Origin of the sequence: Pseudomonas sp. 31-12 (assembly GCF_003151075.1) — a bacterium.
Lineage (GTDB): Bacteria > Pseudomonadota > Gammaproteobacteria > Pseudomonadales > Pseudomonadaceae > Aquipseudomonas.
Map to the genome: position 1 here is coordinate 3,367,570 of NZ_CP029482.1, position 13,602 is coordinate 3,381,171.

The window sequence follows — 13,602 nt, forward strand, 5'->3', positions numbered from 1 at the left end:
GTAGCAGCTTCACACCATGAAAGTGTGCTTTTCAAGGCACAGGATTTCGCAACACAACTAAGGACGGTAGCTGGATGAATAAGAAGTACAACAACCTTGCCTTGCTCTGCGCGCTGGCCTCGATAGGCACCGCACAAGCGGCGCCCTACGTGGAAAGCGGTCGAGCAGGGGATCCCAACAGCTGGCGCAGCGCCGAATTCAACGCGGACTGGGGCTTGGGCGCCATCAACGCTCAGGATGCCTATGCCGCCGGTTACAGCGGCAAAGGCGTGAAACTGGGGATCTTCGATCAGCCGGTGTACGCCCAGCATCCGGAGTTTTCCGGTGCCAACAAAGTGGTCACCTTGGTCACCAGTGGTATCCGCGAATATACCGACCCGTATATCCCGGTCAAAGCCGGCGATGCGTTTGTGTATGACGGTTCACCCTCGGTCGGTTACGACGGCAAGCTCGGCTCCCACGGCACTCACGTCGGCGGGATCGCCGCGGGCAGCCGTGACGGCAACCCGATGCACGGCGTGGCGTACAACGCGCAGATCATCAGTGCCGACAACGGCGATCCGGGCCCCGAAGACGGGATCATCCTCGGCAACGACGGCGCGGTGTACAAGGCCGGTTGGGATGCGTTGATCGCCAGCGGCGCACGGATCATCAACAACAGCTGGGGCATCGGCATCACCGATCGTTTCGATCTGGGCGGCCGTGACCCGGCGTATCCGCACTTCACCGTGCAGGACGCGCAGCTGCAGTTCAATCAGATCCAACCCATCCTCGGCACACGCCAGGGCGGTGCCTACGATGGTGCGATTGCAGCCGCTCGCAGCGGCATCGTGACGATCTTCGCCGCCGGCAACGACTACAACCTCAATACCCCGGACGCCATCGCCGGCCTGGGCTATTTCGTCCCGGAAATCGCGCCGAACTGGATGACCGTCGCGGCCTTGCAGAAGAACCCGGACCTGAACAGTCCGGACCTCTACAACATCAGCACCTTCTCGTCGCGCTGCGGCTACACCGCGAGTTTCTGCGTGTCGGCACCGGGCAGCAAGATCTTCAGCGCCGTCATCGGTGGCACCAATGCCGATAACATGACCATCGGCTACGCCAACAAAAATGGCACCTCCATGGCGGCGCCGCACGTTGCGGGCGCGGTGGCGGTGCTGATGGAGCGCTTCCCGTACATGACCGGAGCCCAGGTCGCCAGCGTGCTGCGCACCACGGCCACCGACATGGGCGCACCGGGTGTCGACGCGCTGTACGGCTGGGGCATGATCAACCTGCGCAAAGGCATCGATGGCCCGGGGATGTTTGTCACCGAGCAAGACATTCCCGAAGAGTTCCGCATCCAGGGCGCCTACGGTTCCAGCCAGTTTGTCGCGGACTTGCCGGGCATCGGCGCGATCATCGATGCAGGCAAACCGACCGAGCGCGTGTGCAATGACGTGCAGTGTGGGCGGGACGTCTGGCGCAACGACATTTCCGGCCATGGCGGCCTGACCAAGCAGGGCATCGGCACGCTGGTGCTGACCGGCGCCAACACTTATGCCGGCCCGACCCTGGTCAATCAGGGCCGATTGGCCATCAACGGCTCGCTGCTCTCGTCGGTCACCGTCAATGACAGCGGGATCCTCGGCGGTAACGGCCGCATCGGCGCATTGACCGCGAAAAGCGGCGGCACCGTGGCGCCGGGCAATTCCATCGGCACCTTGCAGGTATCGGGCGACGTGACTTTCGAGCCCGGTTCGACTTACGCCGTGGAGTTGTCGCCGACCAGCAGCGACCAGATCGTCGCGGGCGGTAAAGCCGTGATCGACGGCGCGACCGTCAGCCTGTCCCTGGAAAACAGCCCGACCTTGCTGACCACCAGCGAAGTGCAATCCCTGCTCGGCAATCAATACAACATTCTGCAAGCAGCCGGCGGCATCGAAGGGCGGTTTGGCGCGGTCCTGCCGAACTACCTGTTCATTGGTGGTGCGCTCGACTACTCGGCCACTGGCATTCAGTTGGCGGTAGAGCGCAACGCCGCGTCCTTCGCCAGCGTCGGCCAAACCCCGAACCAACGTGCGGTTGCGGCTGCCGCCGAGCAATTGGGCGCGGGCAACGCGCTCTATGAAACCCTGCTGCTGTCGCCGACCGCCGCCGTCGCACAACAAGCCTTCCAGCAACTCTCCGGTGAGATTCACCCGGCGATCGGCACGTTGCTGATCAACGACAGCCGTTACCTGCGCGACGCCGTCGGCGAACGCCTGCGTGAGCGTGATCTGTTCGATGCCGCGGCACCGACCGATGACCGCAGCAACGCCTGGGTCAAAGTCCTCGGCGCCTGGGGCAAGAGCGATGGCGGGCATGACAACGCCAGCTCGAACAGCTCCATCGGCGGCTTGCTGGCCGGTGTCGACGGTCTGATCACTGAAGATACGCGGCTGGGTTTCGTCACCGGTTATAGCGACAGTTCGTTGAGCATGGGCGATGGCACGCATTCATCTGCCTCTGTCGACAGCTACCACTTGGGCGCTTACCTGGGCCATGAAATCGACTCACTGCGTTTGAGCGTCGGCGGCGCCTACAGCTGGCATCGCATCGACGTGAAACGTGACCTGCAGTTCGGCGACGTCAGCGGCAAACAGAAATCCAAGCGCGATGCGACCACCGCGCAACTGTTCACCGAAGCCGCGTATCGCCTGGACCTGCAACCGCTGGCACTGGAACCGTTCGCCAACCTGGCTTACGTGCACCTCAACCGCGACAGCTTCACCGAGAAAGGTGATGCCGCCGCGCTCAAGGGGGGCGAAGACAACCGAGACGCCGTGCTCTCGACCCTCGGTGTGCGGGCGAGCAAAGCCATTGCCCTGTCGGACAAACAGCAGCTGGAACTGTCTGGCACTCTGGGCTGGCAGCACAACCTGAGCAACACCCGTTCCGAAGACCACCTGGCCTTTGCCAACGGCAACACCGGGTTCAGCGTGCAGAGCGTGTCATTGGATCGTAACGCCGCCGTCATTGGTGCGCGGGCCGGTCTGGCGGTGGCGCAGGATGTGCGTGTGAGCCTGGATTACAACGGCCTGCTGGGCTCCAACGAGAAAGACCACGGTGTAGGTCTGACACTCGATTGGCAGTTCTGAATTCACGCAAAGGAAGCAAACAACATGGGACTGTTTGATTACAAAAATGCAGATGGCAAGGCGTTGTACAGCGACGCCATCGCGCTGACGCTGTACGCGTACACGCCCACCGGTCAGCCGCTGCCGGCTACCGGATGGGCGCCGATTGGCGCTACGCAGCTGGGTTATCAAGGCAAGGTCGGTGCTCAGGGCACCTTCTATGGCGAGAAGGACGGCTTCACCAGCGCCGAAGCCGAAGTGCTCGGCAAGTACGACGCGGCGGGCAAGCTGATCGGTATCGGCATTGCCTTCCGTGGTACCGGCGGCCTGGGGTACAGCGACACCTTCGGTGACATGAAAAACAACCTGCTGGCCGCCGTCGGCCCGGTGGATTACGCGACGAACTACGCGAAAAACGCCTTCGACAACTTGCTCAAGGACGTTGCCGCGTTTTCGATAGCCCATGGCCTGAGCGCCAAAGACGTCATGGTCAGCGGCCACAGTTTGGGCGGGTTGGGCGTCAACAGCCTCGCCGAACTGAGCGGCAACAACTGGGGCGGGTTCTTCAAGGACGCCAACTACATCGCGTTCGCTTCGCCGACCCAGAGCGCCACGGGCAAAAACGTGCTGAATATCGGCTACGAAAACGACCCGGTCTTCCGGGTGCTCGACGGCACCACGTTCAGCAGCGGTTCCCTGGGCAAGCACGATGGACATCAGGACTCGGCGACTAACAACATCGTCAACTTCAATGACCAGTACGCGTCCACGGCGCAGAACCTGGTGCCGTTCAGCATCCTCAATCCGCTGAACTGGTCGGCCCACGGCTCATTGGGTTACGCCGACGGTTTGAACCGGGTGATCGACTCGCGCTTCTACGACCTCACCGACAAGGACTCGACGCTCATCGTGTCCAACCTGGCGGAATCGTCCCGGGGCAACATCTGGGTCGAGGACCTCGGCCGCAGCGGCGAGCCGCACACTGGCGGCACCTTCATCATCGGTACCGACAGCAACGATTTGCTCAAGGGCGGCGCCGGTAATGACTTCATCGAGGGTCGCGACGGTAACGACCGGTTTCGCGATGACGGTGGCTACAACATTCTGCTGGGCGGCAAGGGTAGCAACACCTTCGAGTTGCAGAAGCCGTTGCAGAACTTCAGTGTTGCCAACGATGGCGACGGCACGCTGTACGTGCGTGATGCCTACGGCGGCCTCAGCATGACCCGCGACATCGGCGCGCTGGTGAGCAAGGAGCCGGGTTCATGGTGGGGCAGCAAGGAGGTGACTTACAGCGTCACCGCCAATGGCTTGCTCAATGGCAGCGAATTGACCCACTACAACCACTCGCTCAACGGTGACGCCTACGGCAATACACTGGCGGCCAGCGTCGACGGCGACTGGTTGTTCGGTAACGCCGGCGACGATTTGCTGCGCAGCGACAAAAGCCAGGTGACCTTTGTCGGTGGCGCGGGCAACGACGTGATGCAGGCTTCGGGTGGCAACAACACCTTCCTGTTCAGCGGCGCCTTCGGTTTTGACGCGATCAATGGCTACCAGGGCAACGACAAGCTGGTGTTCCTCGGCGTACAGGGCGCGGGGCAGGGCTACGACTACAAGCAACACGCTTCGCAGTCGGGTCATGACACGGTGCTGAAGATTGGCGATTTTGCCGTGACCCTGGTAGGCGTGGGGCTGGACGGCCTGTCGGCTTCAGGCATTACGTTTGCGTAAAGGCTGCATGCACTAAATGCTCCGGGGCGCCTCGGGAGCGAGGCGTCCTGGTTGTGAGCTATCTCTGACAATTCCAACAAAGAGAGAGGCAATACCCATGGGTGTGTATGACTACAAAAACTTCGGTACAGCCGATTCCAAAGCGTTATTCACCGACGCGATGGCGATCACGCTGTATTCCTATCACAACCTCGACAACGGCTTTGCCACCGGTTACCAGCACAACGGCTTCGGCCTTGGCTTGCCGGCGACCCTGGTCACCGCGCTTCTGGGCGGCACCGATTCCCAGGGCGTAATCCCGGGCATTCCATGGAACCCCGATTCGGAAAAAGCCGCACTGGAAGCCGTGCAAAAAGCCGGCTGGACACCCATCACCGCCTCGCAACTGGGCTATGACGGCAAGGTCGACGCTCGCGGAACGTTCTTCGGCGAGAAGGCCGGGTACACCAGCGCGCAGGTCGAGATCCTCGGCAAGTACGATGCTCAGGGCCATCTGACCGAAATCGGTATCGCCTTTCGCGGCACCAGCGGCCCGCGAGAAACCTTGATCAGCGACTCCATCGGCGACGTGATCAACGATCTGCTGGCGGCGCTCGGCCCCAAGGATTATGCGAAAAACTACGTGGGCGAAGCTTTTGGCAATCTGCTCGGCGACGTCATGGCCTTTGCCCAGACCAATGGCCTGTCGGGCAAAAACGTGCTGGTCAGCGGCCACAGCCTCGGCGGGCTGGCGGTCAACAGTCTGGCTGACTTGAGCACGGACAAGTGGTCCGGGTTCTACAAGGATTCCAACTACATCGCCTACGCGTCCCCGACCCAGAGCAGCACCGACAAAGTGCTCAACGTCGGCTATGAAAACGACCCGGTGTTTCGTGCCCTCGACGGATCATCCTTCAACCTGTCGTCGGTGGGCGTGCACGATGCCGCCAAGGCTTCGGCGACCGATAACATCGTCAGTTTCAACGACCACTACGCCTCGACAGCGTGGAATGTGCTGCCGTTCTCCATCCTCAACATCCCGACCTGGATTTCGCACTTGCCGACCGCCTATGGCGACGGCATGAACAGGGTGATCGAATCGAAGTTCTACGACCTCACCAGCAAGGACTCGACGATCATCGTCGCCAATCTCTCGGACCCGGCGCGCGCCAACACCTGGGTTCAGGACTTGAATCGCAACGCTGAAACTCACAAGGGCAGCACGTTCATCATCGGCAGCGACGGCAACGACCTGATTCAGGGCGGCAAGGGCAACGACTACCTGGAGGGTAGGGACGGCAACGACAGCTTCCGCGACGGTGGCGGCTACAACATCCTGCTGGGGGGCAAGGGCAGCAACGTGCTGGACTTGCAGCAGTCGGTGAAAAGTTTCGATTTTGCCAATGACGGCACGGGCAACCTCTACGTCCGTGATGCCAGTGGCGGCATCAGCATTACCCGGGACATCGGCAGCATTGTCACCAAGGAACCGGGGTTCCTGTGGGGGCTGTTCAAGGATGACGTGACGCACAGCGTGACGGCCAATGGTCTGGCGGTCGGCAACAACCTGACCGCGTACGCGTCATCGGTGAAGGGCGGCGCGGGGGCCGATACGCTCAAGGCGCATGCAACGGGCGACTGGCTGTTTGGTCTGGACGGCAACGATCATTTGATTGGCGGCCAGGGCAACGATGTGTTTGTCGGCGGGACGGGGAATGACCTGATGGAATCGGGAGGCGGGATCGATACGTTCCTGTTCAGCGGTGCGTTCGGCCAGGACCGGGTGCTGGGGTATCAGGCAAACGACAAGCTGGTGTTCCTCGGGGTTCAGGGGGTAGCGCCGAATGATGACTATCGGGCTCATGCCACGGCGGTGGGGCAGGATACGGTGCTGACGTTTGGCGCTGATTCGGTAACGTTGGTGGGGGTTGGGCTGGAGAGTTTGGCTGGCTCAGGGATTGTAATCGCCTGATGTTGATGTGGCGCCAGTAAGGGCCTCATCGCGAGCAGGCTCACTCCCACATTGGATCTCCAGAGTTTGCAGGATCCCTGTGGGAGCGGGCTTGCCCGCGAAGAACGATAACGCGGTAAACCTGCCTGAATTCGTGACCCAACAGTCACCTGCGGACTCCAATACCTTGCAACAACAGGATTGAGTACTGGATCAGGAGATTAAGGAACGTGAGTAACAGCAAGAAGCACCTCATCGGATTGGCACTGGCCCTGTTATCGGCAAGCGCCACCGCGGAGTTGCCTCACAGCTCGATTTTGAGCCGCTATGGCATGACGCCAGATCAACTGCCGACGCCGGCATCGCCGGAAACCGTCGAACCCCTTGAAGAGAAAAGCCGCTTTCAGCTCCAGCCGGAGCAGCCTTTTGTGACCTTTCGCTCGGAGCAAAAGCATCCGGAGATCACCGGAAATATCAGCATCGATCACGCGATGCAGCAGGAATATGACCGCTGCCAGAAGATTAATGAAGAGCTGAGAAGGCGAGGGGGGAAGTTCATTTCGTGCGATAACAGCACGCCGTGGATGCCTTAGGCTTTTGGCGTCTGTGAGGGACACATCGCGGGCTTGCCCGCGATGAACGATGACTCGGTCCTCAGTCTTCCTCGCGAACCGTGGCCACGTCGTTGGCATTGACCTTCACTTTCGCGCCAGAAATATCCTCGAACTCATAGAAGCCGTCCTTGGTCTTGGTTTTCGGCATGTCCTTGGTCAAATACTGGGTGCCGTTCTGCAACGTCACGACCGTTGGCGTGGAGCAACCGGCCAGGGCCAGGAAGGCCGCCGCTGCCAAAGGCAAACCCAGAGTCTTGATATTCATACCCACCTCTCAAATGCTTGAAATAAGCCGCTATGCCGGTTGGTGCCGTGGAACGGCAGAAAGTTCGATGGCCACCTGAAAATAAACAAATAGCGCCGCCGCTTATCCTTTTCCGTTTGCACAGGATACGCCGTAGCTGGTATCTGTACGCATAACCAGTACTCGCTTGCCATGGCCCTTTTTCCCTGTGACTGCAAATCCTCTCGACGACCCGTTCTATTACTTGAACAACTTCATGCAAGTGCTTGATTGGCTTGAACATCGCTATGCCGATGTGCTGAGCGTCGAGGAGCAAGCCTTCATCCGTGATTTCCGTCGGCAACCCCGCGAGTCCCGGGCGCTGCTGGTCAGGATGGTGATGCGCAAGGGCCTGCATTTCAGGGCCGGCAAATTGAGTTACCTCGAAATCGGTGACATTGCCAGCGCTGCCGAGCCGTTGCTGGCGGCAGGCTGGATCTCTGATCAGTCGCCGTTGCAGATCGAGGAACTGTTCGACGTTCTGCTCAAGGCCGAGATTCTTCACTGCTTCGGTGCGGTCATTGAGCAACCGAAAGGCAAGAAGACCGAATGGCTGGCGTTCCTGAGCGAGCAGTTTTGCGAAGCACAAAGCTTCGCGCAATGGTGCCCGCAGCTGAACGACCGACTGTTCACGTTGACTCTTATGGACCTGTGTGACCGCTTGCGGCTGATGTTCTTCGGCAACCTGTATCAGGATTGGTCGGAGTTCGTGCTGGCCGATCTCGGCATCTTTACCTATGAGAAAGTCGAGTTCTGCGTCGAGTCCCGAGGCTTGCGCTGCCGTGAAGACGTGGACGCCTGCCTGTTCCTGCATCACTGCCAGCAACGTTTCGAGGCCGGTGAAGACGTGGCGGTCATTGTCGAGCAGATCAACGAATTGCAACTCGATAACCCTTGGCTGCAACGACGTCGCGGCAAGTTGTTGTTCCAGATCGGTCAGCACTGCGAACGCATGGCGGATTTCTCCACGGCGCTGACGATTTACCGCGACTGCGTCTATCCCGGCGCACGCGTGCGACTTATTCGTGTGCTGGAGCGCTGCGGTGAATATCAGTTGGCCCTGCACTTGGCCATGCACGCGGAACAATCGCCGGAAAGCGCCACCGAGCATCAGCATCTGCTGCGTGTGTTGCCCAGGCTGCGGCGCAAACTGGGCGGGCCGGCGATGAAGCGGCCGTCCCCCCGGGAAATGCTGCGCCTGGACCTTCAGTTGCCAAGGACCGATCTGGCGCTGTCGGTTGAATATTACGTTCAGGCGCATCTGGCGGAGGATTCGGCGCCGGTGCATTACGTCGAGAACAGCCTGATCAACTCATTGTTCGGGCTGTTGTGCTGGCCGGCGATCTTTGCCCCGTTGCCGGGAGCGTTTTTCCACCCGTTCCAGCGCGGGCCGGTGGACTTGCTCAACGAGGACTTCCATGCGCGTCGAGCTGATTTGTTTGAGGCGTGTCTCGCCGAACTCGATGACGGCCGCTATCTAGAGACAATTCGTGAACGTTACGTCGCCAAGTGGGGCGTGCAGTCACCCTTCGTGTTCTGGGGCGCGCTGAGCGAAGAACTGCTGGATCAGGCGCTCGATTGCCTGCCCGCCGAACACCTCAAGCACTGGTTCAACCGTCTGCTGCTGGACATCAAGGCCAACCGTGCCGGCATGCCCGACCTGATCCAGTTCTGGCCGCAGCACAAGACCTACCGCATGATCGAAGTCAAAGGCCCCGGCGATCGCCTGCAAGACAACCAATTGCGCTGGCTGGAGTTCTGTCACGAACATCAGATGCCGATCGCCGTCTGCTATGTGCAATGGGCGGAGCAGAGCGCTTGAGCTACAGCATTGCGGTGCGGGCGCTGTGTGAATTCACCGCCAAGGTCGGCGACCTCGACCTGCGTTTCACCCCGTCTCCGACCGCGCTGGAGGGCATTGTCGGGCACCGCACCGTCGCCTCGCGTCGAAGCGAAGGCTATCAAAGCGAAGTCGCCCTCGAAGGTTTGTACAAAACCTTGAAGGTAAAGGGCAGGGCGGACGGCTATGACCCGGCGCAAAACTGCCTGGAAGAAGTCAAAACCTATCGCGGCGACCTGAGCAAGCAGCCGGCCAACCACCGGCAATTGCACTGGGCCCAGGCCAAGGTCTACGGTTGGTTGATGTGTCAGAAGCTGGACCTGGGGCAGATCAATCTGGCGCTGGTGTACTTCGACATCGTCAGCGAAGAGGAAACTTGCCTGGTCGAGGCCTTCAGCGCCGGGGAACTGCAGCAATTCTTCGAGCATCATGGCGAGTTGTTCCTGCAATGGGCGGAACAGGAAATGGCCCATCGCGCGGCGCGCAATCACGCGGCGCAGCAACTGGCGTTTCCCCATGCCGACTTTCGTCCGGGGCAGCGGCATCTGGCGGAATCGGTGTTCAAAGCGGTCAGCACCGGTCGTTGCCTGATGGCTCAGGCACCGACAGGCATCGGCAAAACCGTGGGCACGCTGTTTCCGATGCTCAAGGCCTTGGCACCGCAGCAACTGGACAAGGTGTTCTTCCTCACGGCGAAGACGCCGGGTCGCAAATTGGCGCTGGACGCCGCGCAAGTGATCCTTGATAGCGCCGATGCGCCGCCACTGCGGGTGTTGGAGATGATCGCCCGGGACAAGGCCTGCGAACACCCGGACAAAGCCTGTCACGGTGAATCCTGCCCGTTGGCCCAGGGTTTTTATGATCGTTTGCCAGCCGCCCGCCAAGCCGCCAGTGAGTTGAGCCTGTGGAACCAGAACGCATTGCGCGAGGTGGCATTGGCGCATGAGGTTTGCCCTTATTACCTGAGCCAGGAAATGGCCCGTTGGGCAGACGTGGTGGTCGCCGATTACAACTACTACTTCGATTTCAGTGCGTTGCTGTTCGGGCTGGCCCAGGCCAATAACTGGAAAGTCGCGGTGTTGGTGGATGAGGCGCACAACCTGGTGGAACGCGGCCGGCAGATGTACAGCGCCACACTCGATCAGTCGACCCTCAACGGGGTACGAAAAACCGCACCGGATGCGCTGAAAAAACCGTTGCAGCGGGTCAATCGTGAGTGGAATGCCCTGCATAACCTGCAATTGGCCCCGTATCAGGCGTACGACAAGGCACCGGAAAAACTCCTTCAGGCGTTGTCGTCGTGCAGCGCGAGCATCGGCGATTATCTCAACGACCACCCCCAGGGCCTGGACAGCGCCTTGCAGGGTTTTTACTTCGACATGCTGCAGTTCTGTCGCGTGGCCGAGCTCTTCGACGAGCAGTTCCTGTTCGACATCAGCAAGCGCGACCTCGAGCGCAAACAAAACCTCTCGCAACTGTGCCTGCGCAACGTGGTGCCGGCGGGTTTCATCCGCCCGCGCCTGACCGCTGCGCGCAGCACGGTGCTGTTCTCCGCGACGCTGAGCCCTCGGCATTACTACGCCGACCTGCTGGGTACGCCGCCGGACACGGTGTGCATCGATGTGGAATCACCGTTCCATGCCGACCAGTTGAAAGTGCACATCGTCAGCCAGATATCTACCCGATTTGTCCATCGTCAGGCGTCCCTCGAGCCGATTGTCGAACTGATCGCCCGGCAATTCAGCCAACGCCCCGGTAACTACCTGGCGTTTTTCAGCAGCTTCGATTATTTGCAGCAAGTGGCGCAGTTAATGGCCGAACGACACCCGCAAATCACTCTGTGGTCACAGTCCCGGGGAATGGCGGAAGGGCAACGTCAGGCCTTTCTCGATCAGTTCACGGCGCACAGCCGGGGAGTCGGTTTTGCGGTGCTGGGCGGCGCGTTCGGCGAAGGCATCGACTTGCCCGGCGCACGCCTGATCGGTGCGTTCATTGCCACGTTGGGGCTGGCGCAGCTCAATCCGGTCAATGAGCAGATGAAACATCGAATGGCGGCGATTTTCGGTGCCGGTTATGACTACACCTACCTGTATCCCGGGGTGCAGAAAGTGGTGCAGGCGGCAGGGCGGGTGATCCGCACCCAGCAGGATCAAGGCGTGGTGATGCTGATTGATGACCGCTTCGGCGATAGCAAGGTTAAACAATTGTTGCCGCGCTGGTGGGCGGTTGAGCCGACGCATTTTCACTCTATTGCGTAGGTTTTTTTACCTTTAAAAACAGTGACATATCTTGAAAGACTCGCTCATTTGAACAATCGGGGAGTACGAGCTTTATTCAAAGGGCCGGCATCACTTTTCAGCCGGTTCTTTGATAAGGAGATCAAGGTATGTCAGCTGCACCGAATTACGCTTACACCTCTGAGCAAGTTACCGCCGCATTCAATGAAATAAAAACCGAGCTGTTTCGCGGTAAAACGGCCGAGGTGACGCCCAAAATTCTGGTGGTTGCCGGATTGCAAGGGTCGGGTAAAACCTTTCTGTTGGAAAATAAACTTCTCCCGTCCGAGCGCTACGAAAATTATGTTCGCCTCTACCTGCCCAAGTATCGACAAAAACACCCCCAATACGCGGAGATGATCAAGATCAGTGTCCTGCATGCCTATGAACATACAGAGGCCTTTGTCCTGGAAGTCAGCACCAAGATCTTCACCGAAGCCTTTACCCTCAAATACAACATCATCATGGAGTGCGCGTTCGACGACATCCGTTTCGCTACGTTTGCGCCACTGGCGACGGCGGCCGACTACCAGTTCGAAACGCACATCGTTGCCTGCACGCAGGAATTCGCTCACGTATCGAGTATCAAGCGGGCACTTAAAAGCCTGGAAAGCCGTGAACTTGAACGATTTGTCACCTACAAGGACCTCGACGCCAGCATGAGCAATGCGCGAGCGATCATTCTGGCCTTTGAGGTCGCCTCGAAAGCTGTTAGCGGCTCGCAAATCTCCGTGTATGAACGCGGCCTCGGCGTATTGAATGAGAGGGCACTGCGTCTGCATAACACCTACACCAAGGCTGTCGATGGCACCCCCTCGACAGCGCCGAACCTGTACAGCGCCTATGGCAACATCATCAACAACGACATCTACACCCCTGCCGAGCGTGACGAAATGATCAAGGAGTGCCACTTGGCGTTACTCAAAACTCAAACCTACGCCCAGCTTGTCCCTGACTTCGTCTACAACGACCTGTACGCCTACATCGTCAAACACGTGTACCGATAAGTCGTATCCATTCGGCGGCGAAGCGATGACAGTCTCCCGGCCAGCGAGCGGTCAGCAACTGGCCATCACGGACGACGAAACCTCGTTGTGGCCGGTCCGCCGAATCACGCACTGCCAGGAATGGCCCACGCAGGAAATCCGTCGGACTGGACAGTGCTGCGGTGACTTCGGCTTCGACCGTTTGGGGATAGGTTCGGTAGTAGCGTCCGAGCCAGGCGGCGGTGATTGCCCAGGCAGGCAGTTCCATGGCATTGGCCACCAATGCGGTGACCTTGCGACCCTGCAACACTGAAAACCCGGAGACGGGGTCAAGCGTGCGGGCAAGCAGCAGCACGCCGTGACAGACCGCTGCGACCGGTTTGTCTGCCTTGAAAAAGTGCAGGACGATCCGTCGGGCCTGCTCGGACTCCAACAGGCTGCGCATGCCCTTGGCATGTCCGCCGGGAATCAGCAGCCCGTGGAACTCGCCGGGGTCGACATCGTCATAGGACAGCGGATTGCGAAATGTCGGGTCTTCGATCATCCGGGCGTAGCTGGCAAGGTCGGCCTTGCGTGTCATCAGTAGCGGGTTCAATGGGCCGAAGCCGATGTCCACCAGGCGCGAGTCGGCGTAGGCGGGCAGTCCCTCGGGTGACGCGAAGCGCACCTCGATGCCGGCCTGGCGCATGGCTTGCCACGGAACGCTGCTCTCAGTGGGATCGTAGTCGCAAGTCGGTAACAGAATCAGAATCATCGGGGCGCCTTGAAACCGCCAGGAATGGCGTTTGGCGTCGAGAATAGGTGGTCTGAGCGCTATGCTCCAGTGCACGACCGTTTT

At 59.8% G+C, this 13,602-nt stretch carries 9 protein-coding genes; 7 read left to right on the top strand and 2 right to left on the bottom strand.

Features of this window, described 5'->3' with window-relative positions; genetic code table 11:
- Positions 1 to 74 precede the first annotated feature (74 nt).
- The 4 genes from DJ564_RS15800 to DJ564_RS15815 all read left to right on the top strand — a co-directional run bounded on the left by DJ564_RS15800 (position 75) and on the right by DJ564_RS15815 (position 7,358).
- Complete coding sequence (locus DJ564_RS15800; protein ID WP_109631116.1) at positions 75 to 3,122, top strand: autotransporter serine protease; 3,048 nt, start codon at positions 75 to 77, stop codon at positions 3,120 to 3,122.
- A gap of 24 nt (positions 3,123 to 3,146) precedes the next feature.
- The gene (locus tag DJ564_RS15805) at positions 3,147 to 4,835 is read left to right on the top strand and encodes a polyurethanase (RefSeq protein ID WP_109631119.1); all 1,689 of its coding nucleotides are present in this window, start codon (positions 3,147 to 3,149) and stop codon (positions 4,833 to 4,835) included.
- A gap of 97 nt (positions 4,836 to 4,932) precedes the next feature.
- Positions 4,933 to 6,786 carry a polyurethanase gene (locus tag DJ564_RS15810; protein WP_109631127.1) on the top strand — a complete coding sequence of 618 codons (1,854 nt, stop codon included), beginning with the start codon at positions 4,933 to 4,935 and terminating at the stop codon, positions 6,784 to 6,786.
- A 209-nt stretch (positions 6,787 to 6,995) separates the two neighbouring features.
- Complete coding sequence (locus DJ564_RS15815) at positions 6,996 to 7,358, top strand: hypothetical protein (protein ID WP_109631130.1); 363 nt, start codon at positions 6,996 to 6,998, stop codon at positions 7,356 to 7,358.
- A 61-nt stretch (positions 7,359 to 7,419) separates the two neighbouring features.
- On the opposite strand, the gene DJ564_RS15820 is transcribed toward DJ564_RS15815, so the two are convergent.
- Positions 7,420 to 7,644, bottom strand: coding sequence for a YgdI/YgdR family lipoprotein (locus tag DJ564_RS15820; RefSeq protein ID WP_109631133.1), 225 nt, complete (start codon positions 7,642 to 7,644; stop codon positions 7,420 to 7,422).
- Between the two features lie 187 nt (positions 7,645 to 7,831).
- Between DJ564_RS15820 and DJ564_RS15825 the strand changes: the two genes are divergently transcribed.
- The 3 genes from DJ564_RS15825 to DJ564_RS15835 all read left to right on the top strand — a co-directional run bounded on the left by DJ564_RS15825 (position 7,832) and on the right by DJ564_RS15835 (position 12,785).
- The gene (locus DJ564_RS15825; protein ID WP_109631136.1) at positions 7,832 to 9,484 is read left to right on the top strand and encodes a VRR-NUC domain-containing protein; all 1,653 of its coding nucleotides are present in this window, start codon (positions 7,832 to 7,834) and stop codon (positions 9,482 to 9,484) included.
- A complete protein-coding gene (locus DJ564_RS15830; RefSeq protein WP_109636048.1) occupies positions 9,481 to 11,760 on the top strand; it encodes an ATP-dependent DNA helicase in 2,280 nt (759 codons plus the stop codon). The genes DJ564_RS15825 and DJ564_RS15830 overlap by 4 nt, the downstream gene beginning before the upstream one ends.
- A 128-nt stretch (positions 11,761 to 11,888) precedes the next feature.
- Positions 11,889 to 12,785: a zeta toxin family protein gene (locus DJ564_RS15835; protein ID WP_109631139.1), complete on the top strand. Its 897-nt coding sequence runs from the start codon at positions 11,889 to 11,891 to the stop codon at positions 12,783 to 12,785.
- Here DJ564_RS15835 and DJ564_RS15840 read toward each other — a convergent pair.
- The gene (locus DJ564_RS15840) at positions 12,766 to 13,518 is read right to left on the bottom strand and encodes a DJ-1/PfpI family protein (protein WP_109631142.1); all 753 of its coding nucleotides are present in this window, start codon (positions 13,516 to 13,518) and stop codon (positions 12,766 to 12,768) included. The genes DJ564_RS15835 and DJ564_RS15840 overlap by 20 nt on opposite strands.
- Positions 13,519 to 13,602: the final 84 nt, after the last annotated feature.